Origin of the sequence: Enterobacter cloacae complex sp. FDA-CDC-AR_0164 (assembly GCF_003071645.1) — a bacterium.
GTDB classification, from domain to species: domain Bacteria; phylum Pseudomonadota; class Gammaproteobacteria; order Enterobacterales; family Enterobacteriaceae; genus Enterobacter; species Enterobacter ludwigii.
Map to the genome: position 1 here is coordinate 158885 of NZ_CP028950.1, position 24430 is coordinate 183314.

Sequence of the window (24430 nt, forward strand, 5' to 3'; positions counted from 1 at the left end):
TTTTGCAATTTGACTACATCATTATTGGTGCCGGCTCTGCCGGCAACGTACTGGCAACACGACTGACGGAAGATCCCAATACCACCGTTCTGCTGCTCGAAGCGGGCGGCCCGGATTACCGTTTTGACTTCCGCACCCAGATGCCTGCCGCGCTGGCGTTTCCCTTGCAGGGCAAGCGTTACAACTGGGCGTATGAAACCGAGCCCGAGCCGCACATGAACAACCGCCGTATGGAGTGCGGTCGCGGCAAAGGGCTGGGCGGCTCATCCCTGATCAACGGCATGTGCTACATCCGCGGTAACGCGATGGATCTGGACAACTGGGCAACTGAGCCGGGTCTGGAACACTGGAGCTATCTCAACTGCCTGCCCTACTACCGTAAGGCAGAGACCCGTGACGTGGGGCCAAACGACTACCACGGCGGCGACGGCCCGGTGAGCGTGACCACCTCTAAACCCGGCGTAAACCCGCTGTTTGAAGCGATGGTAGAAGCCGGTGTGCAGGCGGGCTACCCGCGTACTGACGACCTTAACGGCTATCAGCAGGAAGGCTTCGGCCCGATGGACAGAACCGTGACGCCGCAGGGCCGTCGCGCCAGTACCGCACGCGGCTATCTGGATCAGGCGAAATCACGCCCGAACCTGACCATTCGCACCCATGCCATGACCGATCACATTATTTTTGACGGCAAACGCGCGACAGGCGTCGAGTGGCTGGAAGGCGAGAGCACGATTCCGTCAAAAGCGACGGCCAGCAAAGAGGTGCTGCTGTGCGCCGGGGCGATTGCCTCTCCGCAGATCCTGCAGCGCTCCGGCGTGGGTAACGCGGAACTGCTGAAGCAGTTTGACATCCCGCTGGTACATGACCTCCCGGGTGTGGGTGAAAACCTGCAGGATCACTTAGAGATGTACCTGCAGTACGAGTGCAAAGAGCCGGTTTCTCTCTACCCTGCCCTGCAGTGGTGGAACCAGCCGAAAATTGGCGCGGAGTGGCTGTTTGGCGGCACCGGCGTGGGAGCGAGCAACCACTTTGAAGCCGGTGGGTTTATCCGCAGCCGCGAAGAGTTTGAATGGCCGAATATTCAGTACCACTTCCTGCCGGTCGCCATTAACTACAACGGATCGAACGCGGTCAAAGAGCACGGTTTCCAGTGCCACGTTGGCTCCATGCGCTCACCAAGCCGCGGGCATGTACGGATTAAATCACGCGATCCGCATCAGCATCCGGCGATCCTGTTCAACTATATGTCCCACGAACAGGACTGGCAGGAGTTTCGCGATGCTATCCGCATCACCCGTGAGATCATGCACCAGCCGGCGCTGGATAAATACCGTGGACGGGAAATCAGCCCGGGCATTGAGTGCCAGACCGACGAACAGCTGGACGAGTTTGTGCGTAACCACGCTGAAACCGCCTTCCACCCGTGCGGCACCTGTAAGATGGGGTATGACGAAATGGCCGTGGTCGACGGCGAAGGTCGCGTTCATGGGCTGGAAGGATTACGCGTGGTGGATGCGTCCATTATGCCGCAGATCATCACCGGCAACCTGAACGCCACCACCATCATGATTGGCGAGAAAATTGCCGATGCCATTCGCGGACGCGAGCCGCTGGCGAAGAGTACCGCGGCATATTATGTCGCCAACGGTGCACCGGTTCGCCTGTAACGCAGTTTGCTAAGCAGCCCCTCTCCCAACGGGTGAGGGGCATATTTTACAGACGAAACGCCTCCAGCTTTTTACGCTGCCGCCCTTCCCCGTCAAAATTCGCTTCAGCCAGCCAGGCGCGGAGTTCGGCATCCCGCTGTGGCCATTCGCCATCAATGATTGACAGCATGTCGCTGTCGCGGTTGCGCCCTTTGCGCACCAGCTTCTGACGCAGCCGGCCTTCCCAGACAAACCCCAGCCTTTCCGCCGCATTACGCGAGGCAGTGTTCATTGAATCGCACTTCCACTCCAGCCGACGATAGCCATGCTCGAATGCATTCCTGAGCAACAGCCATACGGTTTCCGTGCCGAGGCGGGAGCCTTTCATCTTGCGTGACCAGGTGACGTGGCCGATCTCCACCGACCCTTGCATGCGCTCTATTGCCATATAACTCACCAGCCCCACCGCTTGCCCGGTACGTAAATCGATGACGGCGTACGGCACCAGTTCATCATCCAGTACTTTGCCAAGGACCCATTCCGCGGTGTCTTCAACGCTCACGGGCTGGGTACTGACAAGCCACGTCCAGTCGCTGTCGTCCCCCAGCGCATAGGCCTCATACAAATCCGCGGCGTGGCGTTCGGCATCCAGCGGCTCCAGACGACAATACTGACCGACGAGCGGAGTGCGGGTTAACGCACGGGCGCATTTCCAGTCGGGGACGATATCGTTAACAGTTTGACCATGTTGATTAAGCTCGGGCACGGCGTTGACTCCCGGAAGGATAAGGGTTTTGTTATAGCAGGTTAAAAAGCGGACGAAAAGAGACGCGGCGTATCGCCTGCTCGGGAAAACGGGGGAAGTGGCGTTTGCACGCCAGGATGACAGCGGTACGCCGGGTAAGACGTCGCCCTACCCGGCAAAACATTATTTCAGCAGCTTCACCGTAGCGTCGATGTCGATCTCATCTTCCGTGAAGATCATCGTCGTATTCTGGAAGGTGGTGATAGCCAGCTTCTTCACCGTGCGCATTTCACCCGGTTTTTTGTCAGACTTGGGTTTGATGTTGTTCATCAGCAGCCCCACGGACAGTACCGCGTTCTCTTTATCGATGCCGGTATCTGCTGGCTCTTCTTCGCTGAACACCACAAACGATTTGATCGAGGTGAGCTTCACGCGCTCGCCTGCGATATAGAGGTGTTTGCTTTCCGGGATCACCTTCACCGCATAGGCGGAAAGGCCTTTGTTGTTGGTTGTGGGCTCGAAGGTCACCGCTGCGTCTTTCTTAATCAGATCAGGGTTGGCGACCTTAATCACATGAAAATAGCGGTTGTCACCGTTTTCATCTTTGATAAATCCAAAGCCTTTATCTTTAAACCACGTTGTGATTGTACCGTTCATCGCTGTTACCGCCTGTCAGATCTCTAAGACTAAAGTTTTGCAGCGCGCAGTGTAATCCACAATGGCTGAGGAGACAAAAAAAAGCCCCTGCACGGGGGCAGGGGAAAACTCATGTCAGAGCTTATTAGTATTTAGTTGAACACCATACCACCGTCAATCAACAGGGACTGACCGGTCATGTAGTCGGAATCTGGCCCGGCGAGATAAGAGACGCAGGCGGCCACATCTTCGGGTTCGGACAATCTGCCAAGCGTAATGCGTTTGGCAAACGTTTCAGTACCGTAGCCGAGCGGTTTACCCGCCGCTTCGGAGACCTGGCGGTCAATTTCCGCCCACATCGGCGTTTTGACGATGCCCGGGCAGTAAGCGTTAACGGTGATCCCTAATGGCGCAAGATCACGTGCCGCCGTCTGGGTTAACCCGCGTACCGCAAACTTACTGGAACTGTAGACCGCCAGTTCAGGGTTCCCGGTATGGCCTGCCTGTGAACAGGCGTTGATGATCTTGCCGCCGTGCCCTTCTTTACGGAAGGCGTCAATGGCGGCCTGGATACCCCAGATAACCCCTTTGACGTTGATGTTGTAAACTTTGTCGACAATTTCCGGGGTGATCGACTCAATTGGCGTGGAAGGCGCGACCCCGGCATTGTTGACGATCACGTTGAAACCGCCCAGCGCAGTGCGGGCTTTTTCCACCGCTGCAAACACCTGCTCGCGGCTGGAGACATCCACCTTCACGGCGACGGCCTTCCCCCCATTGCGGACGATCTCATCGGCAACGGCTTTTGCCGTCTCTTCGTTGTAATCCGCGATGGCGACGGCAAAACCGTCTTTCACCAGGCGAAGCGCAATCGCTTTACCAATCCCCTGGCCTGAGCCTGTTACGAGAGCAACTTTTTGCATTTCTCTGTCCTTATATTGATTCACAAAATCTGGCTGAGATGGAGCTGGCCCATCAGCAGCGGGTTATCGCTATAGTCGACGGGAATGGCGACCACGGCCGGGCCATCGACATCCATTGCAGCACGCAGCGTAGGCTCCAGCGCATCCGCGCTCTCGACGGCAAAGCCTTTCGCCCCAAAGGCATCGGCATAGACTTTGAAATCGACCGGGCCGAACTCTACGCCGGAAAGGCGCTGGTATTTTTTCTCTTCCTGGATCGCCACCATGTTGTAGGCGTTGTCCACCCAGATGATGTGCAGCACATTGGCGTTAAGACGCACGGCGGTTTCCAGCTCCATGCTCGACTGCAGGAAGCCGCCGTCACCGGACACCGAGACCACCTTGCGGCCAGGATTGACCAGCCACGCACCAATCGCCCACGGCAGTGCAACGCCCATGGTCTGCTGACCGTTAGAGATCATGACCTGACGTGCGCGGAAGCTATAGAGATAGCGGGCGATCCAGATGTGGAAGCTCCCCATATCAACGGTGAGCGTAACGTCGTTATTGACGATGTCCTGCATGGCCCGCACGATGCGCAGCGGATGCAGGGCAAACTGATTGAGCGAGGCGCCACGGCGATCGAGCAGATCCCGTTGATGCTGACGATCGACCAGGATTTCTGACGCACGCGCGCTGAGCTCCAGCTTGTGGGCGATCCGGCTGGCGAGCAGGTTCAGCGTTTCGGCGATGTCCCCCACCAGCTCGAGGTCAGGCACATAATTGCGTTCTTCATAGGCGGGCAGCACATCGATATGCACCAGCGTGGCGTCGCCGCTGTTCCACATGGACGGTTCGTATTCCACCGGGCTGTAACCGATGCAGATAATCAGATCCGCCAGATGCAGCAATCTGTCGCCAGCCTGGTTGTTAAAGAGGCCGACACGTCCGGCAAAGCGGGTGAAATGTTCCTGGTTCACCGCCCCCGCCGCCTGATAGGTACTGGTGACCGGGATGCGGCTTTTCTCCAGCAGCTTACGCAGCGCGGCGCTGTTGGCAGGCTGGCTGGCCATCAGCCCCAGTAAAATGACCGGATTTTTGGCTTTTTCGATAAGCTTCGCCACGTCGTTAATGGCGGACTCCGGTGCTGGCCCCATTTTGGCAGTACTGCTGCCCGGCAAAATCGCGCCCGTGGCGGGCTGGTCGACAATATCCTGCGGCAGGCTGACGAACGCGCCCCCAGGCCTGCCGTGCTCGGCAGCGCGAAACGCGTTCGAGACCACTTCGGCAATCGCATCCGGTGAACTCACCTCTACGGCGTATTTCGTCACCGGGCTGAACATGGCGACTGTGTCCATGCTCTGATGCACCAGCTTCGCTTTATCTGCCCGCTTCACGGCACCGCCCAGCGCGACCACCGGATCGCCCTCACTGTTGGCGGTGGCAATCCCGGTGATCAGGTTTGAGCAGCCCGGTCCGGAGGTGACCAGCGCGACCCCGGCCTTGCCGGTGAGGCGCCCTACCGCTGCGGCCATAAACGCCGCGTTCGCTTCGTGGCGCACGGGAATGATTTCGATGGAGGAATCGAGCAAGGAATCAAATACTTTGTCGATTTTTGCACCCGGAATACCGAAAACCTGCTTCACGCCCTGCGCTTCCAGCTGGCCTACGACCATATCGGCGCCATGCGCCCACTGACGTGCCTGTTTATCACTGTTCACGGTGGTTCTCCTGTTAGTTTTCGACGGAACGGATTGCAGCATCAAGGTTGCTGGGGTGAAGGTTGGCCTGTAAAAATGCGCTGTCGGCAGGCAGGTCGATCATCAGTTTGTGAATTTCACCGAAGGTCAGCACGCCGCTCTCCAGCTGGTAGTCGAGCAGATGCCCGCCGCCCTGACGATCGTCGGTGATAAAATGTTCGTGATATCCCGCGACGTTAATGCCCTGCATATGCTGCGGCGTGCGGAACCCGACCAGTACCCCTTCTCGCTGGTTAAAGCGGAACACCGGCTGGTCGTCCAGCACGTCGGTCATGGCACGGTATGGCGGCTTTTGACGCGGAACGGTACGGGTGTGGGCGTGGCGGAAATTACCGTCGATGCGTAACGCACAGAACAGGTTATCGGAGGGGATTTGCTGGTCGATCACGTCGTGGATCTGCTGACGGCTGACCGGCGCATCGAAGGTTTTGCGATACTGCGGCTGGAACCAGGTCATCACCGCAAACGGTGTTTTTTGCTCCGGCTTCGCGGCACGTGCACTCCCGTCGGCGCGCAGCTGATACACCTGGCTGCTGAAGGCAATCATTTCGCCATCCAGCTCGTTGAACGTACCCAGACCAAAATCGCCGTGCGCAAGCAGATCGGCGATAGTGGTATCCCCCTCGTACACGCCGCTTAACAGGGCGCTCATTAGCGATGTCTGATAGATCACGCTGTCAGGATGCTGGGCAGAAAACCCACGCAGGGTCTCGCACAAACTGGCCTCACAGTCGCATGCAGATGAATGCACCATCATGCTCGTCCTCTTCAACTTTATTTAGAAAGGTTAAATAAATGTTGACCCGATTCAGCATAGAGTTCCAATATAGAATTCATGCTGGTTTGAGACGTTTTTGATATGGAACTTCGTTATCTGCGGTATTTTGTCGCCGTTGCACGTGAGCGACACTTCACCAAAGCGGCCAAAGCGCTGGGTATTTCACAGCCTCCTCTGAGTCAGCAGATTAAACGGCTCGAGGAAGAAGTGGGCACGCCGTTATTCAGACGCCTGACGCGAGGCGTGGAGCTGACTGAAGCGGGAGAAGCCTTCTATGAGGACGCCTGTAAGATCCTGGCGCTGAGCGACGCCGCGCTGGAGAAAGCCCGGGGCATTGCCCGCGGGCTGAACGGCAGTCTGTCGATTGGGATCACCAGTTCAGACGCCTTTCACCCCAAAATCTTCACCCTTATTCGCCAGTATCAGTTGCAGAACATGGCGGTGAGAGTGCACCAGGTAGAAGCCAATATGTCTTCGCTGACGGCGATGCTGGCGGAGGGTGAGCTGGATATCGCGTTTGTGCGTCTGCCGTGTGAGAGCAGCAAAGCGTTTGAGCTAAAAATTCTCGACCGTGAGCCGATGGTTGTGGCGCTGCATCGCGACCATCCACTGGCGAAGTGTGGATCGCTGGCGCTGGAGCAACTTCGGGATACGCCGGTCGTTTTGTTCCCGCAGGAGGTCGCGCCAGGGCTGTACGATCGCGTTTACGGCTGCTGCGAGCGGGCCGGAATTGACGTGCAGCACACGCTGCAGTCTTCGCAACTTTCCTCTTCCCTGAGCATGGTGTCCGCTGGCGGCGGGTTCGCCCTGGTGCCGAAGTCGATGGCCGCCATTTCGCCCCCCAATGTGACCTACCATGCGCTGACATCACCGGAGCTTTATACCGATATCGCGCTGTGCTGGCGGCGTTTTGAACGTTCGCGGACGGTGAAACGGTTTCTGGCGATGCTGAGTGAAGGGTAATGGCGCGGCGTCGCTTGCGCCCGCTAAGGCCTTTCTGGAAGCCGCCTCGCAAACCTGCAAGTAACCCTGTGTAATTCAGGGTTACTGCTTTTCTTACTCTCCTCTCGGCCGTAAAGTGCCTGCGTTGCGGCACATCCGCAACCGGGCGTAGGAACCCGCATATCACGATACGACAATTATTTTGTCGCGGCAGCGCTCATCCCGTTACACTACGGTCGCGCTGGCGGAGCAACCGAAAGGTTGGCCGTTTTTGTCGTGTGCGGTATTCCTACCTCCGTCAGCGCTACCACCCATGAGCGTAGGAACTTATTGGATGGTCTGGAGTTTTTTTAAAATGGAAAATCACATGACAACTGTCCCTTCCCTGTCTTACGCGCTCTCTGAAGAAAGCGCTATACACCATCTGATTCATCTACAACTGCCTGAATCTGCAGATCTCTTCGAACTGGCCGATGCCTGCACCGCATATGTAAGCGTGCTGGTAGAAACCGACGATGCGGTCACTCATGCAACACTGTGCATGCGTTTGCTGGCAGTCCTTAAACGCCTTCGCGCGCGTTGTGATTCTGCCCTCCCGCCTTATCTGGTCGAACAGCTGATTGCAGGAGAGAAGATTGTCTCCTGCGTTCCGGACTGCTGGCAGGATACGTCGCTCCAGGTGGACTATGCGCTGGCGTTAACGCAGGCGGTAATGGGCGGAACATTGCCTGCAAACGTGGCAAAAGAGCTGACCGGTCTGCTACATGATATGGTCTGGCTGCTGGCGGAGTTCGTCAAGGAGCCGTATATCACGGCGCACTAAGGCCAGAGCTTAAGGGCCGAAATTCAGCTGGTCTGTAAGCCAGTATTTCGGCCTTAATAATATAAAAATCCCATGCAGACGAAAGGTTAAAGTACTGAGATAGCCTCGTCCAGCCAGCCGGGAAGCGTTTCTCTGTACCAGTTCAGGTACAGCTCAAAATCTGTTTTGTTCCGGTCATAGAGCAGGGACACCACCTCTGACACAATCCATGCTTTAGCAAGGGTTATTTCCGTCGCTAACTGTCGGGCAGGCATATGCAGATAATGCACGCTGTAACGCTCCGCAAGCTGTAAAATGCTTTGCCTGGAGCCCATCCCCTTTACCAGCGGGGCGAGGTCGATAGCCGGACTGCCCGTGCCAAACCTTTCCCAGTCAAAGAGAACCCACTCTCCATTTTCTCTCCTCCCCCAGTTACCGGCATTGGTATCCCCTGAGATTAAACATTTCTGCCGAAACAAAACGCTGCCCGCTCGCTGAAAACAGCGCATCTGGTGGGCCGCGCGGTCCGGTAATTTCAAAAGCGCCAATGATTTTTCAAGCGCTTTCTCGGGCCAGGAATGAGGGTGATACACCCAGGTTGGGTCTGGTGGAGTGTGATGAAGATGAGAAAGGCATTTCAATATGTCATCCCCCGACACCTCATCCTGAGACACTTTTCCAGGGATATATTCCAGCCTTAACCGGCGTGGATGTGGATCGGCAGACAACAGCGTCGGCGTTTTGATTCCCCTGCTGTTGAGCTCTTCCGCCGCATACTCGTAGAAAGCGTATTCCACAGGGCTAACAGGGCATTTTTCTATGACTTGCTGACCATATTGATCCACCAAACGCTGCACTTTTGCCGCACCCATTTGGGATAAATTCTCCGCAGACATACATGACTCCCTGTGTCAGGTTTGGCTTTAAGGGATAAGTGTAGTGTGATGCGGAGAGATCAGGGGCATTGCGGTTTACGGGCAGTGTTGCGGGTTGTGGGAAGGTCCGCTTAGAGCGAAGAGCAGACCTTTAAAAACAATATTTAATGGATTGATTGTAGGGAGCTAAATGATTAGCATCTGCTCTTTCGGACAAAGAAAATGACTGTTAACGATTCCCTCTTCGCATTCTCTCTCGCAGCACTGTTACTTACCCTGACTCCCGGTCTTGATACGGCACTTATTCTGCGCACCGCTTGTGCTGAGGGCGGTAAAAAGGCTTTTCACGCTGCGCTTGGCATTGATGCTGGCTGTTTTGTATGGGGCGCGCTGGTTGCGTTAGGTCTTGGTGCTCTTCTGGCGGTTTCAGAGATGGCTTACACTGTGCTCAAAGTTTGTGGCGCGGTCTACCTGAGCTGGCTGGGCTTACAACTGCTGATACGTCCTCGATCATCTTTCAGTGATGGTGATGACAACAACGTTTCTCAGGGGAACTGGTTTATCAGAGGAATGCTGGGGAATGTGCTCAATCCCAAAATGGGCATTTTTTATGTCTCTTTTTTGCCGCAGTTCGTACCTGCCGGTCACTCACCTTTAATATGGACTTTTATCCTGGTCAGCATCCACGTAGCGATTGGGACTATATGGTCAGTCACTCTCATTTTATCTACGCATTTTGCGTCAGCCGTACTGAAGAAAAGTCGCGTTGTCCGGGTGATGGACAGAGCAACAGGGGGCTTGTTTTTATGTTTCGCGGCTAAACTTGCTATTAGCACGAGATAGCCTTGGGCTGGCTGGCAATGTCCGCTTCTGGCACAAAGCGGACCGTCGTGTAGGGATTAAGTTCTGCTTAGAGCGAACAGTGGAAGTTCGGCATGCATATTGACATCGAGAGTCTTGAGCAATGGGGAGCAAGTCAAAGGTTCGAAAGATAGCCACCTGGAAATGCTCCCCTTTGTACGTCATTGAGCAAGATCGGTCAGGCAAACTGAATCGCCTTCGAGCATATTAAGCAGCACGGAGGAAGTCATGTGTGATAATAAAACTGATAGTTACGCCAGACGCTTTAAACAGGTCTTTGATTATATTGACCACCATCTCGATGACGCTTTATTACTGGAAAAACTGAGTGAAGTGGCTCACTTCTCGCCATTTCATTTCCATCGTCAGTTTTGTAGTTATTGTGGGATGCCACCTGGCCGTTACATCCAGATGATGCGCTTAAAACGCGCATCTTATCGACTGGCTTTTAATCCGTTAGAGAAAATCACTGATATCGCGTACGACGCCGGTTTCCAGCATTCTGAATCATTTAGCCGTGCTTTCAGACAAATGTTCGGTCTATCACCGACGCAATTCCGCCAGCAGCCCCCCTGGGTGGATTGGCATAAGCGCATATCCGAACCTTACAAAGCCAGGAGACAAACCATGCAAAGCCAGGTCAGGATCATTACTTTCCCCGCGACGTCAGTCGCAATGCTGACACATTATGGACAACCGGAGCGAATAAACGAAACGGCGGCTCGCTTTATTGAATGGCGAAAAACCACGGGTTTTTCACCGGTTGCCAGTAGCCAGACATACGGTATTGCACCACACGATCCAACCTTAACGCCGCCGGATGAATTTGAGTTCCATATTTGCGGAACCGTCACGTCACCCATTATTGAAGACAATCGCTTCGGGGTGATAAATAGTGACATTCCGGCTGGTCGCTGTGCGGTGTTACGTCATCAGGGATCGCATGATGCGTTAACCGGGTTGGCTAAGTCTCTGTATCGTGACTGGTTGCCAGAGAGCGGAGAGGAACTTCGCGACTTCCCGCTTTTCTTTCATTACCACAACTTTGTGCATGAGGTAGCAGAACATGAATTACTCACGGATATCTATTTGCCGTTAAAATGAGCTGATTCAGGGTTATTGTTCATCGTTGATCTGCTCCCCATCGATTAAAACCGTGATATTTGCAACGTCCGCTCCTGGCACAAAGCGACCAAACTAACGGAGCAGAAGGTCCGCTGTGAGCGATAAGCGGACGTCCCCTGTAAAGATGCCAGGCTGGATACGGGAATCAAGCACACAGTTGAAGATGCGTGAAAGCTTTTTTTTGCTGAGTAATCACCGGAGTCAAACCATGTTTTCTGGAATGATTTCATCTTTACGAAGTGTTAAAACTTCAAAACCGTCATTGGTCACAGCGACCGTGTGTTCCCACTGGGCCGAGAGTTTTTTATCCCGGGTGACCACTGTCCAGCCGTCTTTTTTGGTTTTTATTTTACTGCTTCCCTGATTTACCATCGGTTCGATGGTAAAAACCATTCCTGCCTGTAACACTTCGCCTGTACCAGGTTTACCATAGTGCAGCACCTGCGGTTCTTCATGCATTTCTTTGCCGATACCGTGCCCGCAGTATTCCCTGACAATGCTATAGCCGTTGGACTCAGCATGCGTCTGGATGGCATGCCCGATGTCTCCCAGTGTTGCACCCGGTTTTACCATTTTTATGCCCAGCCACATGGCTTCCTGGCTTATATCCACCAACCGGCGAGCCAGCGGAGAGACGTCACCAATCAGATACATTTTGCTGGAGTCGGCAATCAGGCCCCCTTTCTCCAGGGTGATATCGACATTAACTATAGCGCCGGCTTTCAGGTATTCGTTGGCTTTAGGAACTCCGTGACAAACCACTTCATTCACAGAAGTATTCAGGACGTAAGGGTAATTATATTGTCCTTTACTGGCAGGTCTTGACTGCAACTCATTGACAATAAAAGCTTCTACGCGATCATTGATGTCCAGAGTTGAGACTCCCGGAACAATAAACGTGTCCAGCATCTCAAATACGGAGGCCAGCAACGCTCCTGCATGACGCTGGCGGGCAAGTTCATCTGCGGTTTTAATGGGAATTGATGGCATTGATAACCTCCATTAAACGGTCAGAACCTGATTTCAGCATCATCATTTTAATTTGTTGATAGTTAAGTTCCGGGTAAAGCTCACTCATCATACCGAGGCGGATCCAGTATTCGGCTTGTGCATTCACTGAACGTGACATCGCTCTGCTTGCATCCCGCACGTCTTCATGCAGCAAATCTGAAATTTTGACAATACCCATAAGCATATACTCTGCAATATAACATATATATAACGTATATGTTTCACAGACCGTTGTCACGGAGATTTTTGCCGTACGAATAAAGGTCTGCTTCGGGCGCAAAGCGGACAGGCTAAGTGAGCTGAAAGTCCGCTTTGAGCGAAGAGCAGACCTTTAAAAACAATATTTAATGGATTGATTGTAGGGAGCTAAATGATTAGCATCTGCTCTTTCGGGCAAAGAAAATGACTGTTAACGATTCCCTCTTCGCATTCTCTCTCGCAGCACTGTTACTTACCCTGACTCCCGGTCTTGATACGGCACTTATTCTGCGCACCGCTTGTGCTGAGGGCGGTAAAAAGGCTTTTCAGGCTGCGCTTGGCATTGATGCTGGCTGTTTTGTATGGGGCGCGCTGGTTGCGTTAGGTCTTGGTGCTCTTCTGGCGGTTTCAGAGATGACTTACACTGTGCTCAAAGTTTGTGGCGCGGTCTACCTGAGCTGGCTGGGCTTACAACTGCTGATACGTCCTCGATCATCTTTCAGTGATGGTGATGACAACAACGTTTCTCAAGGGAACTGGTTTATCAGAGGAATGCTGGGGAATGTGCTCAATCCCAAAATGGGCATTTTTTATGTCTCTTTTTTGCCGCAGTTCGTACCTGCCGGTCACTCACCTTTAATATGGACTTTTATCCTGGTCAGCATCCACGTAGCGATTGGGACTATATGGTCAGTCACTCTCATTTTATCTACGCATTTTGTGTCAGCCGTACTGAAGAAAAGTCGCGTTGTCCGGGTGATGGACAGAGCAACAGGGGGCTTGTTTTTATGTTTCGCGGCTAAACTTGCTATTAGCACGAGATAGCCTTGGGCTGGCTGGCAATGTCCGCTTCTGGCACTAAGCGGACTTTAATCATCGGCCACGTTGTCAAAGGTCAGGACGGATGTTCAGGGTGAAAAATGATGCGTGCCGCTTCGTCGCTGATAGACCGTCAGAATGACTTGTCTGCTCGGTGCAATAATCAGTACCTTTTCCTTCCTGAAAGACAATAATCCCCTAATCACAATAATCCTCCTTAATTAGTGCCTGTCCTGCATCAATCTCTCTCCTCTTCTGCACAGATCCGAAAACTCCCGAAGTCGGATGCTGAGCCACGGGGCAGGCAGACTTCCGCCCTGTCTTGTTACCGCAGAAAAGGCATAAAAAAACCGCCGGGAAGGCGGTCTGTATGCAGCTGACAGGGTGGATCACAAGGTGGCGGTCACGCCGCCAGCGCAGTTGAACCTGTCAGCACTGAAATAACAAGCGGGTCGGTTTTTATTTTAACCAGACAGAAGGAAAAAAAACCCAGATAAAGGCAGAAGCCGAATGTGGACAACAGTATGAAAAGACACAGCGTAAGCTGCCGGTAGCTCTTAATCATGCACATCTTCCCCATACAGAAAAGCATACTCCATCACCCGCTTTCTCCCGGCATGCTCAGCGGCGCGTATTGAAGGCAGGTTACTGCTTTCGATGGTTCCCCATAGCGATGCCGGTGTGCGGGGCGTGCTGAGAAAAGAAAGTAAGGCCTGTTGAGCGGAACCCGCAACATGCTTTCCGCGAAAGCGCGGAATAACGATCTCCTCGGTGATCCACTGTCCGGATATAAAAGCCCGGCGCGCGTTATCACAGATGATAAAACCGGCACGCGACCCCTCATAAACTATGATGAACAGGTTTCCGTCCTTAATGGCATCGCGAATGTCTTCTTCATCTGCAGGAACCACCTTATCCTTCAGGAAAGGATAGCGGGAATACGTCTCGGCATAGGCAAGTTCCAGAGCCTGAAGGCACCACTCAACTGACGGCTGGCAGGCACGCTCAATGCGGACAGTATGGCCGCTGATTACAGCTTCTTTTTTTTCATCCATGCTGCCGCCGACATAGAAAAACTGATCGGCACAACCGCGCGTATCCTCAGACACGGGTCGGAGAACGCGGACTGAACGTGCGCCCATGGGATGCCATACGTCCAGTATTGAGGCCATTGCCCGCCGGGTCAGAGGAGCAGAGCTGGCGACCAGATCAATGAACGGCTTCTTCAAATCGCCGCCTCTGTATCTGGGTCCGGTGAGGTAGTCATTACCGTCGCAGGAAATGATTTTCTGAAGAAAAAAATCCTGAGGCAGACCGGTTTCCCGGAAAGGGAAATTTGATGAAAAATTGCTGTCCTCACACCAGAGCAGCTGTTCATCAATATAGTCTTTCAGGCCGTTCCTGAGTAACCAGGAGTCAACAGGCAGCCTGCTGAACTGCTCAAGCATATAATCAAGCATTAACTTGTTCCTTTTATTTCAACGGGGCAGCCCCAATTACCACTGGGATACCTGTTTTATAGAAAGATAGCATGAGGTTGATGACGTCTTTTCTCTCTGCACCGGGCCGGGCAGAGAAATTGTTGAGGCTCCGGCGTTCAAAGCAAAAGGCAGGTGGAGATGGAAGGGTCCGCTTTGAGCAAAGAGCGGAAGTTTGCAACGTGCATGTGATTTGGATATTTTTTCTAAACTATTATGAAGGAGGTTATGGCATGGTCTTAATCAGGACGCCAAAGTTAAAAGATATACCCTCTCTAAATAAGCTGTTTCTGCAACTAGGATATCAGACAGAGGGAGAACGCTTAGAAAAGCACATTGACCAAGAGTATACCGGTCTTAGCATATTGGTTGCCGAATCAGAAAAAGAACTTTGCGGGGTTATTGTGGTGAATTTTATAACGCCCCTGCACGAAAACGGCTTATGGGCATTAATTTCAGCTCTGGTTATTGACGAATCATTGCGAGGGGCAGGGATCGGGCGGAAACTCCTCATCGCCGCTGAGCAAATCGCCCTGGAGAAAGGATGTTCTCAAATTGAGCTTTCAAGCAGTGAAAGAAGAGTCAGAGCACACAAGTTTTATGAAGATAATGGTTATCAGGAAGTTAGGAAGCGTTTTGTTAAACATCTCGCCGACGTTCCCGTTGTTAATTAACTCCCTCGCAAGGTTTGCATTGTCCGCTTCTGGCAAAAAGCGGACAAGCTAACTGAGCCAAAGGTCCGCCATGAGCGAAAATCGGACAAAAGCCCCCCCAGGGGACTGAGTAACGTACCAACTGCTCTCTATAACATGATCAAACAGCACCGTAGGACAAGGTGATTTTTAATACCATCGTTTAGTCTGACAATCCTTAACTACTCTTACTGGGATTAACAAGCTATGACAGTCCAAACACCACAGGTAGTAGCGGAAACTTTTTTTCATCGTATAGCCACAGCAGAAGATGTGAATGAGATAGCGGCACTGGTAAGTGAAAGCGTCGACTGGGTGGTCGCTGGAAATACTCAGTTAGTTCCCTGGATTGGCCGAAAATACGGCAGAAACGGTGTGGCAGAATTCTATGCGCAAATACGGACACACCTCTCACCAGAACATTTTGAAATAAAAGATATTCTCATCAAAGACAAGCGACTGGTTGCTATTGGTGAGCTTGCATCACGCGTTAAAAAAACACAGAAGCTGATTGAAACCGAATTTGTACTCGACATGTACATCGAAAATGGTCTTATTACCCGCTTTCGCATGTTTGAGGATAGCTTCGGAGTTTCCGAGGCGTGCCTTTAATTGCAGATACGTTTATTCCATTGAACGTCCGTTTCTGGCACGCAACGGACAGCCCACGTGGTCATAAGGTCTGCGTTGAGCGTACAGCAGACATTCTGCATTTAGAGACCATTGAAACACTGGAACTCTCTGTAGCTGTTTCATCTATCCTTAGGCTGCTAAGGATAGATTGCTCAAATTCTGCTGTATGTATTCAATAAGCGCTCGTGTTTTAGCGGGCAAATAACGCTTGTCTGAATAAAGTGCGTACAATTGAAGTGGGGCTGGCGGTTGTTCGAACTTAGTCTCGATCAGTCGTCCATCGTCGATGTAGGGCTGGCAGGCCTGTTTCGAAAGAATAGCGAAACCAACACCCGCTACCGCCGCGCGTCCTGCCATCTCTCCGCTGTTTACCCGGTAATGGCCTTTAACCTTTATCGTCTCAAATCCCCCCTTTTTATTCACAAACTGCCAGGGAGCACCTTTAAGTGCATTTACCGTGGTAATACAGGGTAATTCTTCAAATTGCTGTATACGAGAAGGTATGCCATAACGCTGAATGACGGAGGGGGCTGCAACGATGGTGCAAGGGATCGTCACCAGGTGACGGGCTATGTAATCACCGTCATCCATCTGGCCACGGCTCACAATGATGGCTAAATCGAGATCGTCTCTCAGGGATTCAAGACCAGACAAATTTGTGACACAGCTAATTTCCAGATCCGGGTGCTGGCAGGCGAAATCGGCAATCACAGAACCCAGCAGTGCAGGACCTATTTCATTGGGAATACAGATACGTAGTGGCCCCTTGAGCTGCATCTGCCGCAACGTTAATTCTGTTTCAGTCTGCTCAAGTGCATCCATTAATGGCTTCGCCCGGGAATAGAGCAGGTGCCCCGCTTGTGTGAGTTTCATATGTCGGGTGCTGCGCTCAATGAGCTGAAGATTCAGTCTGTCTTCTAGCTGAGAAATACAACGACTAACGTTTGATGTCGGCATTTCAAGGACTTTAGATGCCCCAACAAAACTTTCTCTTTCAACCACCGCAATGAAAACTTTCAGGGTATTAAAATCAAGAGCTGGTCGCATAGACTATCCCATAAATGATAACAATACGTGCCAGTTTTACCATCTACTGAATAAGATTGAAAGCAGTTAAACTCGGATATCTTTTACCCACAGGTCGCTTGTTATGTCATCGGTCACAACAACGTTTAATCATAAAGCCCTCATCCGGATAGCGGTTGTCATGGCTTTTATCCAGTTCACAAATGCGCTGGAATATATGATGTTCAACCCTGTTTTTGCTTTTATGGCAGCAGACTTCGCCGTTCCCGTGTCATTCTCTGGCTACGTATCGGGCATGTACACCTCCGGGGCGGTCCTGTCGGGAATTATCGCCTTTTACTGGATTGGTCGTTTCAATAAGAAACGTTTTTTAATCGCCAATATGGCACTACTCGGCCTACTGACACTTTTGACGACATTTACCTCCAGCTTTAGCCTTCTGCTTACATTACGATTCTGTGCCGGATTGGCTGGAGGCACAACTATGGGGGTGAGTATCAGTATATTGATAAATCTCGCACCAACTAACTTGCGAGGGAAATTGTTGGCGACGGTAATTGCATCATTTCCGATGATAAGCATTGCCGGAATGCCCACGATACTATTTTTGTGCGCTCATTACGGTTGGCATGTCGCTTTGTGGCTAACCAGTACGCTGTGTTTGTTGGCAATGCCACTGATTGTATCCATCATCCCTCAGGATACAGTCTCTTTCGATACACCCCACGCACTGCCTCTCGACGTTAATACTTTACTGTTCGCTTCCAGTAATGCGCTGGTACAGTTTAGCCCGATGCTGGTCATTCCTGTTTTGGTACCATTAATGACCCAACAGCTGGGGGGCTCTCAATACCTGCTGCCATGGCTGTTTTTCGCCGGGGGCATTGCAGGATACCTGTCAACAAAAATGACAGGTGCGCTAACTCCGCATTTTTCTGCAGTGAGTCTGGCTACAGGGTCAACTTTCGTTTTTTTACTCGCTTTGCTGATACCTGTTATGGGCTATTCGAATCCGACGCTATTTATTATTTTATTTCTCGGTGCATCTTACAGTCGTCTGGTTTCCTCCTCGGCGGTGAGTATTCAGTTTCCTGATGACAGGCAACGAGCGGGATTTTCTTCATTGCAGTCATCAATAATGTACCTGATCACAACTGTCGCATTTTTTCTGTCTTCTTTTCTATTATCTGGGCACTCCATAGCACAACAAAATATGAACACGTTGCTGGGGGTATGTGCAATTTCCGCATCAGGGTTCCCCATCATCGTTATCATTCTGCAAAAGAAGCTGGCTAAGCGTACGCTCCAGCCAAATCATCTCATCAATGATTAGCATAACGTCCGCTTCTGGCACAAAGCGGACCGACATAAGAGCCGCAAGGTTTGCTACGAGCGATAAGCGACCCCACAAACTTAAAATGAGTGCGGAGTAATGCCGCTATTTCAGGTCACTCCGTCGGCTGGCTTAACTCACCCCACTTGAGATCCAGAAATCGTTTTCTGCGGTGCGCTCCTGGGACCTTATCCGCTCACCGCAACAGGTGTCCCCTGATGGAATACCAGTTTCCATTGCCCGCTCCCGGCCCGCTCCCAACACGAAGAACGCAAAATCGGGCGAGCGCCGTCCGCATTGAATGTCCTGTAGTGTAATATCGCGACATCCTCTCTTATTTGGATGAGCTGAAAGTCGCTGCTGAGAATGGTCGGGATAACTGTTTCGGCAGAAAGTGCCTCTATTGTCTGCGAACGATCGATCAACACACCTGATCGTGTCATTTCCCTGAACTGGTCGTGAAGTATCTGTTCAAGCCATTCACGATCGTTGCGCCTGCTGCCATGAAGCGTGCGTTCCAGCGTTTTCAACTGTTCCAGAAGCATGGCATTTACCCTCATTCAAATTCGACTGTCAGTTGCATGGCCATAAATGTTTTGCGGCAACTCGTCCGCCAGCATGTGAAGTGTCGTCTTCAGCCATTTGGTTGCCCCTCTCTGGCCACTGCGTTTATGCGAGTAAATCTTTACTTCAAACGGGCTTATGGTGAACGGCAATGAAAAAATCTGAATACTGGCAGCATGTTTCAGCTTCTCAGCAGCAAAACGGGGGATGGCCATTAGCAGGTCACTTTCCGCAACGATAAACGGGGCACTCAGCATGGATGGCGTCTTAAGCGCTATCTGCCGCGTATACCCCAACTGCTCAAGCCGTAAATCCAGTACACCCTGCTTTTCGTTCCAGGGGGTTATCACCAGATGCCGTGCGGCAAGATAATCTTCCAGCGTCAGCTGTGTTCGGCGGGTATTGCTGATGACAACATACTCATCCTCAAACCAGTTTATCTCGTCCAGTTCATTGTGACGGATATCGTCGGGTGTACTGAATCCCAGCGCCAGATCCACTTCTCCTGCCAACAGTTCGTTCAGCGCCGGGCTGTGTGGCAAATAGCGTAAATCAAAGCGCAAGCCAGGCGCTTCCTGCTGCAGTCTCTGCATCAACGTAGGGAAAATGCACAACGCGGTAAAGTCCGTGATCGCAATCTGGATCCGCTCCGTGCTTTCGCAAGCCACGAACGCCGGTTGTACAGTCAGCTCTTGATTGAGAAATTTCAGTGCTGATGCAATAGAGGGCGCGAGCTGGGTGGCATACACGCTTGGGCACATCCGGTGGCCTTCCCGGTAAAATAGCGGGTCATTGAGCGCAATACGCAGTCGGGACAGTGCGTGGCTCAACGCAGAGGTGCTCATCGCCAGTTCATCCGCGGCGAGGCGAACGGAACAGTGCCGATAAATGGCGTCAAAAATGAGCAACAGGTTTAAATCAAGACGTCGTAGCGCTGGATGCATAATATTCATCATGGGGTGATTTCATTGCACTTAATTCTTCTGACAATACCCCCTATGCTTAACGCCATCAATAACGATGCCTTGCAAAAAAGACAGGAAAACATATGAGTATCAGCCTTCGCCAGGCCCGCCCGGAAGATGCCTCCGCTATTTACGATATGATTTATGAGCTGGCGGTTTACGAAAAAGCCCCGCAAGAAGTGGTCACCACACCGGATGAGATTCGCGAAACACTCTTTGGCGACGGCAGCCATACCGAAGCATTAATCTGCGAGATTGAAGGGAAAATCGCCGGGTACGCCGTGTTCTTCACCAGCTACTCCACATGGCTAGGACGTAACGGTATTTATATGGAAGATCTGTATATTTCCCCCGATTATCGGGGCAAGGGCGCGGGAAAAGCGATGCTGAAGAAAATTGCGCAGTACGCCGTGGAACGGCGCTGCGGACGCCTTGAATGGAGCGTACTGGACTGGAACCAGCCCGCAATTGATTTTTACCTCAGCATTGGCGCATTACCTCAAAACGAATGGGTACGGTATCGCCTGGAGGGTAACGCGCTGTTGAACTTTGCCGAATAACGCGACCGTGTTGCGGCAAATTGCAGATGCAGGCTGCTTCTGTTGAGGGGCAGTCATGTTCGCGTTGAGGGGAGTATCAGGAACACATTGATCAGGCTTCGGGCCTGTTCAACCGCGGCGTCGGTGGAGTATTTCTTCGACATAATGGTCAATGGCAATATTGTGCTCACGGCTCACGCGCGAAATGAATATGTGCAAAAGCGCCAGCGATGCGTGGAGTGTGACTGCGACCAGGTTGTCGAAGTCTTTCTGAGTGAAACGGTCATTCCCCTTCAGTGTCGAATACTGGAGCAAAGTGTGGGCCGTGATCTCGAGGACGGCTCGCCTGTAATCGCTCGACAGCAGGACATCCAGATCGGTCTGGCGAAGATCAAACGTGAAGTTAAAACTGACAAATCCGGAATCGACCGGCAAAGAGTAGGTCAGTCTGTCACCCTGTTGCTCAACGTACGGTTCATACCCCTCCCCCATCAGCCGTTGCGCCTGCATATCGCCCTCTCTTCTCTTCCAGGCGCCAGGCACACGTGTTGACCAGTGAGCGTCACCGCAGGATTAAACAAGTGTTTCACCCGCTTTGATTGATTGACTGATAAAGGGCGCGGGCTTTCCAAAGAGATATCCTTGTGCCAAATCACACCCTAAACGTTGAAGGCATAACAGTTGATCATTTGTTTCAACGCCTTCAGCAATAATTATCATATCAAGGCATTTCGCCATGCCGACCATTAATTTTGCGATGGTCTGAGTTTCTTCATCCGTGGATATTGTTCGCACAAAAGATTTATCGATTTTTATTTTATCAAAGCCTAACTGAATCAATCTTGAAAGGGAGGAATAGCCCGTACCAAAATCATCAATAGAGATTTTTATGCCCAGCACTCTGAGTGCCATAAGGATTTCGATGGGGGTTTCACTGTCGGTAAATAGCGAAGATTCCGTCACTTCCAGCTCAAGCCGGGTAGCGGGCAACCCCGTTTCGGCCAGCACTGCGCGTACTGTATCGACAAAATTCATACTGCTTAACTGCACCGGCGACACGTTGACAGAGATCCTTGCCGGCACCTTCCATGTCGTGGCTTCCTTGCAGGCGATTTCAAGCGCGGCTTTGCCTATCTCATGGATGAATCCCGTTTTCTCTGCTACCGAAATAAAATCATCCGGCGCAATGATGCCCTTAACGGGATGATTCCAGCGCAGAAGGGCTTCATAGCCATATATTTCAGTGGTGTACGAATCAACAATCGGCTGATAGTAAACGACCAACTCTTTATTTGCGACTGCCACTGATAAATCACGCTCCAGGGTTCTGCTTTCCTCGAGCTTTTGCAGCATGATGCGGCGAAACACTTTGATCATGTTTAAGCCTGCACGTTTAGCTTCATACAGAGCAAGATCGGCAAACTTATAAAGGTAATCTGAACGTCGTTCTAACTCTGAAACAACAATACCGACGCAGGTACCAATGGTGACGTTAGAGTTACCTATTATGTAAGGCTTTTTAATGCACTCACAGATTTCCATTGCCAGATTAACGGCACTTTCTTCTGTCAGCTCATGCGACAATAATGCAAACTCGTCGCCCCCGAGGCGATAAAATGTATTTGTTTCGTTGCTCATGGAGGATAACCGGTGCGCAACCTCACGCAATAACAGATCGCCGGCATCGTGACCAAAGCTGTCATTGACTTCTTTAAAGCGATCGAGATCAAACAACATGACCGTGACTGGCCTGTGTATGCGGCTCGCTATCGAGATGTTATTAATAAGATCATCCCAGAAATAAAGCCTGTTTTTAAGCCCCGTCAACGAGTCATGGTAAACGTCATACGCCAGTTTTTTATTCTGTTGCTGGAGTATTTCCTTCGATTTTTGGAGTTCATTTGCCAGGCTGGTAACCTGTCGGTGAGTTTTAAGTATCTTCCTGTTCTGGCAGACGTTTAAAACACCCAATATCGCACTTAAAATAATCAGCAGAACCGAAAGGCCTGAGTAGATACGATACAGCTTTTGTATATTCTGGTTTGTCTCGTTGATGGAGTTAACATCATTGGAGAGTGCACTGGATGAAAACTGGCTAAGGGAGGAATCAAGCGCATACATTTTCTCAAGATAATCAGCAAGTTGAGCGCGACTCATCCCTTCCAGATGATGATCAAGGTAATCAAGCGTTTCATGCAGGTTTTTTGCCAGTGCATTATGGCTTTTATTCGACTTTACATATTTCCCTAAATCGCCTTCTTTCAGTAACTCACGCTGGCTAAGCATGATCTCCAGCCGCATGCGGAGATCGTCCATGGTGATATCAGGATTATTGTCAGAATAACGGCTGATCCACGACTCCAGCCTGTAGTATTCTGAAACCATCTGAGACACAGACCAGGAGTCCTTATAATGGTTGAGTTTTTGCAAATCCTCCTGCCGCTCATGCAAAAGAAATGAAATATACCCGGTTGTAATGAATAGGAAAAATATAATGCCTACCAGGATCCTGTTCATGCATTTCTCCAGATTATTACTCTACGACCATTTTGCTAATCTGCCATGCTGATCTCGAGTAATAGACCTGGTTATCCAACTCTTTGTTACTTTCATAAGGATAGACAATAAACAGAGGGCCCTTGTCGCGAACGCGCATATATTGGCCGTTCATTTTTATTGCAAGGATCACGTTATATTTTGTGAAGTCTTCAATGGGAATTTCAGTCGTATAATCATTGAGCGCGGTTACACTCAGAACAGTGCCTTTGGCGCCGACCAGTTCCATGAGTTTTTTCATGGGAATACCCTCAAAGCTTGTCTGGTCATTATACCATGGGTTACGGGTACGCATGGTAACGAGGCCAATTTTTTCCAGGCCAGCGATATCAAAGACTGCAGCGCCATTTTGATTACTGTTCTCGATTTTCCCGGAGATGGTTAACACGGGTTTCCCTTCAAGCTTAGGGAGTTCCTTCCCCCAGGAACAGGTCGAAATAATCAAGAAAAGTAGGGTGATTGCCATTCTCATGCGCGATGACTCCAATAAGGAAATAGGTATGTCTTGTCGTCTATTCTGACACAAATTGTTACCAGCCAACCAGATAAGACTCCAGGACGAAACGGTCCCGTTATACTCTCGTTTAACGGTCCATGACAGCCATCCCGACGTTGTTGCTTGCCGTATCGTCATTAACAAAGATTAGCCTTCAGACGTGTCCCTGTCTCCCTTTTACACCATGATAATATGAGACAGAGCAGGTTATTAAAATTGGACGAAGGCGGAATTTGAAAAAATTGTCGTTTCTAATCCCCCGTTGCGTCTTAAACGGTCAGAATTTGTGCGGAGTGGTCAATTATTGGTACGGAATATCCTCAGGAGAGGTGCACACTGCGCCCTTATAAGCAGGTTAAAAGGGCAATGTCGTGCTATCGAGCGATCAATCCGACACAAGAATATTGTCGATCATCGGCTGGACGATTTGCTGAAATACTTTCGCGTCGTTAAACGCGCGTGCGGCTAACATGGCACCATGTACCGTTGCCATTAACTGCCCCGCCTCGCTGGCGTGGGTTGACCGGACAGTAAAGCATTTTTCCTTTTCTCCTCTCTGAAGCAACTCCGTCAGCCAGCCAGAGAGATCGGCGAAATGTCCCGTCACTTCCAAAGCGACTTCGGGCGGCAACGTCGGCAGTTCGGCGGCAAGCATCGCGCAGATACAAAATGGCGCAGAACCGTCCTGGATGCATTTGGCCCAATAATCGGCATAGGCCTGAAGTTCGGCAACCGGATTATTTAGCTGACGGCTTAATGCCTGCATTCCGGCGCGGGCCTCCTGGCGATACTCGCTCACGACGACCCTTACCAGCTCCGCCTTGCTTGAAAAATGGTGGTGAATACTCGCCTTGCGAATATTCACCTTTTCAGAAAGGTCGGCAAAACTGAAGCTTCGGTAGCCACCGGTGGTAAGCAATTGTCGGGTGAAAAATATAATGTCGTTTGCTTTCTGTGAACGTTCGGTGGACATAGCCGTAACCCATTGCCAGTATACAGATCAATAAGATATCAGAGAGCAGAGCGAAAACCTACCGACAGGCCGCCT

At 51.3% G+C, this 24430-nt stretch carries 26 protein-coding genes; 10 read left to right on the forward strand and 16 right to left on the reverse strand.

Features of this window, described 5'->3' with window-relative positions:
- The first annotated feature begins 2 nt into the window (after window positions 1–2).
- Window positions 3–1667, forward strand: a complete 1665-nt coding sequence (betA, locus tag AM410_RS00800) for a choline dehydrogenase (protein WP_020885039.1) — start codon at window positions 3–5, stop codon at window positions 1665–1667.
- A gap of 46 nt (window positions 1668–1713) precedes the next feature.
- Here the strand turns inward: betA and AM410_RS00805 are convergent, their stop codons facing one another.
- From AM410_RS00805 to budA, 5 genes are all read right to left on the reverse strand, one after another.
- Window positions 1714–2412, reverse strand: coding sequence for a GNAT family N-acetyltransferase (locus AM410_RS00805; RefSeq protein WP_014169054.1), 699 nt, complete (start codon window positions 2410–2412; stop codon window positions 1714–1716).
- A gap of 162 nt (window positions 2413–2574) precedes the next feature.
- Window positions 2575–3048, reverse strand: a complete 474-nt coding sequence (locus AM410_RS00810) for a cold-shock protein (RefSeq protein WP_014169053.1) — start codon at window positions 3046–3048, stop codon at window positions 2575–2577.
- A gap of 131 nt (window positions 3049–3179) precedes the next feature.
- Window positions 3180–3950 carry a (S)-acetoin forming diacetyl reductase gene (locus tag AM410_RS00815; RefSeq protein WP_040016887.1) on the reverse strand — a complete coding sequence of 257 codons (771 nt, stop codon included), beginning with the start codon at window positions 3948–3950 and terminating at the stop codon, window positions 3180–3182.
- 20 nt (window positions 3951–3970) lie between these two features.
- Window positions 3971–5650, reverse strand: coding sequence for an acetolactate synthase AlsS (gene alsS / locus AM410_RS00820; RefSeq protein ID WP_020885041.1), 1680 nt, complete (start codon window positions 5648–5650; stop codon window positions 3971–3973).
- Window positions 5651–5663: 13 nt separating this feature from the next.
- Window positions 5664–6443, reverse strand: a complete 780-nt coding sequence (gene budA, locus AM410_RS00825) for an acetolactate decarboxylase (protein ID WP_025204708.1) — start codon at window positions 6441–6443, stop codon at window positions 5664–5666.
- A 105-nt stretch (window positions 6444–6548) separates the two neighbouring features.
- Here budA and AM410_RS00830 point away from each other — a divergent pair, with 105 nt between their 5' ends.
- Together AM410_RS00830 and AM410_RS00835 are read left to right on the forward strand one after the other, a co-directional pair.
- Window positions 6549–7430, forward strand: coding sequence for a LysR family transcriptional regulator (locus AM410_RS00830; protein WP_014169049.1), 882 nt, complete (start codon window positions 6549–6551; stop codon window positions 7428–7430).
- A gap of 346 nt (window positions 7431–7776) precedes the next feature.
- Entirely contained in the window at window positions 7777–8232 is a 456-nt protein-coding gene (locus AM410_RS00835; protein WP_108648562.1) for a hypothetical protein, read from the forward strand.
- An 86-nt stretch (window positions 8233–8318) separates the two neighbouring features.
- On the opposite strand, the gene AM410_RS00840 is transcribed toward AM410_RS00835, so the two are convergent.
- On the reverse strand, window positions 8319–9107 hold the full coding sequence (locus tag AM410_RS00840; RefSeq protein WP_108647367.1) for a phosphotransferase family protein: 789 nt from the start codon (window positions 9105–9107) through the stop codon (window positions 8319–8321).
- Window positions 9108–9308: 201 nt separating this feature from the next.
- Here AM410_RS00840 and AM410_RS00845 point away from each other — a divergent pair, with 201 nt between their 5' ends.
- Both AM410_RS00845 and AM410_RS00850 read left to right on the forward strand, forming a co-directional pair.
- Window positions 9309–9929 carry a LysE family translocator gene (locus AM410_RS00845; RefSeq protein ID WP_040016884.1) on the forward strand — a complete coding sequence of 207 codons (621 nt, stop codon included), beginning with the start codon at window positions 9309–9311 and terminating at the stop codon, window positions 9927–9929.
- A gap of 246 nt (window positions 9930–10175) precedes the next feature.
- Window positions 10176–11051 (forward strand): AraC family transcriptional regulator, encoded by an 876-nt coding sequence (locus tag AM410_RS00850; RefSeq protein ID WP_020885047.1) that lies wholly within the window; start codon window positions 10176–10178, stop codon window positions 11049–11051.
- A gap of 222 nt (window positions 11052–11273) precedes the next feature.
- Here AM410_RS00850 and map read toward each other — a convergent pair whose 3' ends face one another.
- Both map and AM410_RS00860 read right to left on the reverse strand, forming a co-directional pair.
- Complete coding sequence (map, locus tag AM410_RS00855) at window positions 11274–12062, reverse strand: type I methionyl aminopeptidase (protein WP_032677644.1); 789 nt, start codon at window positions 12060–12062, stop codon at window positions 11274–11276.
- Window positions 12043–12261, reverse strand: a complete 219-nt coding sequence (locus AM410_RS00860) for a ParD-like family protein (RefSeq protein ID WP_032677643.1) — start codon at window positions 12259–12261, stop codon at window positions 12043–12045. The genes map and AM410_RS00860 overlap by 20 nt, the downstream gene beginning before the upstream one ends.
- Window positions 12262–12485: 224 nt before the next feature.
- Between AM410_RS00860 and AM410_RS00865 the strand changes: the two genes are divergently transcribed.
- A complete protein-coding gene (locus tag AM410_RS00865) occupies window positions 12486–13106 on the forward strand; it encodes a LysE family translocator (RefSeq protein WP_079231302.1) in 621 nt (206 codons plus the stop codon).
- A gap of 551 nt (window positions 13107–13657) precedes the next feature.
- Here AM410_RS00865 and AM410_RS00870 read toward each other — a convergent pair.
- Complete coding sequence (locus AM410_RS00870; protein ID WP_079231303.1) at window positions 13658–14560, reverse strand: hypothetical protein; 903 nt, start codon at window positions 14558–14560, stop codon at window positions 13658–13660.
- A 251-nt stretch (window positions 14561–14811) separates the two neighbouring features.
- Between AM410_RS00870 and AM410_RS00875 the strand changes: the two genes are divergently transcribed.
- A complete protein-coding gene (locus AM410_RS00875; protein ID WP_032677635.1) occupies window positions 14812–15252 on the forward strand; it encodes a GNAT family N-acetyltransferase in 441 nt (146 codons plus the stop codon).
- A 225-nt stretch (window positions 15253–15477) separates the two neighbouring features.
- Window positions 15478–15882: a nuclear transport factor 2 family protein gene (locus AM410_RS00880; RefSeq protein ID WP_032677634.1), complete on the forward strand. Its 405-nt coding sequence runs from the start codon at window positions 15478–15480 to the stop codon at window positions 15880–15882.
- 150 nt (window positions 15883–16032) lie between these two features.
- Here AM410_RS00880 and AM410_RS00885 read toward each other — a convergent pair whose 3' ends face one another.
- On the reverse strand, window positions 16033–16950 hold the full coding sequence (locus AM410_RS00885) for a LysR family transcriptional regulator (protein ID WP_032677633.1): 918 nt from the start codon (window positions 16948–16950) through the stop codon (window positions 16033–16035).
- 103 nt (window positions 16951–17053) lie between these two features.
- Here AM410_RS00885 and AM410_RS00890 point away from each other — a divergent pair, with 103 nt between their 5' ends.
- The gene (locus AM410_RS00890) at window positions 17054–18262 is read left to right on the forward strand and encodes an MFS transporter (RefSeq protein ID WP_032677632.1); all 1209 of its coding nucleotides are present in this window, start codon (window positions 17054–17056) and stop codon (window positions 18260–18262) included.
- Between the two features lie 188 nt (window positions 18263–18450).
- Here the strand turns inward: AM410_RS00890 and AM410_RS00895 are convergent, their stop codons facing one another.
- Together AM410_RS00895 and AM410_RS00900 are read right to left on the reverse strand one after the other, a co-directional pair.
- A complete protein-coding gene (locus AM410_RS00895) occupies window positions 18451–18807 on the reverse strand; it encodes a nuclear transport factor 2 family protein (protein ID WP_040016883.1) in 357 nt (118 codons plus the stop codon).
- 15 nt (window positions 18808–18822) lie between these two features.
- Window positions 18823–19782 carry a LysR family transcriptional regulator gene (locus AM410_RS00900; RefSeq protein WP_032677630.1) on the reverse strand — a complete coding sequence of 320 codons (960 nt, stop codon included), beginning with the start codon at window positions 19780–19782 and terminating at the stop codon, window positions 18823–18825.
- Window positions 19783–19874: 92 nt separating this feature from the next.
- Here AM410_RS00900 and AM410_RS00905 point away from each other — a divergent pair, with 92 nt between their 5' ends.
- Window positions 19875–20351, forward strand: coding sequence for a GNAT family N-acetyltransferase (locus AM410_RS00905; RefSeq protein ID WP_014169039.1), 477 nt, complete (start codon window positions 19875–19877; stop codon window positions 20349–20351).
- 108 nt (window positions 20352–20459) lie between these two features.
- Here AM410_RS00905 and AM410_RS00910 read toward each other — a convergent pair whose 3' ends face one another.
- The 4 genes from AM410_RS00910 to AM410_RS00925 all read right to left on the reverse strand — a co-directional run bounded on the left by AM410_RS00910 (window position 20460) and on the right by AM410_RS00925 (window position 24355).
- The gene (locus tag AM410_RS00910; protein WP_108647369.1) at window positions 20460–20840 is read right to left on the reverse strand and encodes a hypothetical protein; all 381 of its coding nucleotides are present in this window, start codon (window positions 20838–20840) and stop codon (window positions 20460–20462) included.
- A gap of 63 nt (window positions 20841–20903) precedes the next feature.
- Window positions 20904–22847 carry a putative bifunctional diguanylate cyclase/phosphodiesterase gene (locus AM410_RS00915; protein WP_025204718.1) on the reverse strand — a complete coding sequence of 648 codons (1944 nt, stop codon included), beginning with the start codon at window positions 22845–22847 and terminating at the stop codon, window positions 20904–20906.
- A gap of 16 nt (window positions 22848–22863) precedes the next feature.
- Window positions 22864–23358, reverse strand: a complete 495-nt coding sequence (locus tag AM410_RS00920; RefSeq protein ID WP_020885054.1) for a molybdopterin-dependent oxidoreductase — start codon at window positions 23356–23358, stop codon at window positions 22864–22866.
- A gap of 409 nt (window positions 23359–23767) precedes the next feature.
- The gene (locus AM410_RS00925; protein WP_108647371.1) at window positions 23768–24355 is read right to left on the reverse strand and encodes a TetR/AcrR family transcriptional regulator; all 588 of its coding nucleotides are present in this window, start codon (window positions 24353–24355) and stop codon (window positions 23768–23770) included.
- Window positions 24356–24430: the final 75 nt, after the last annotated feature.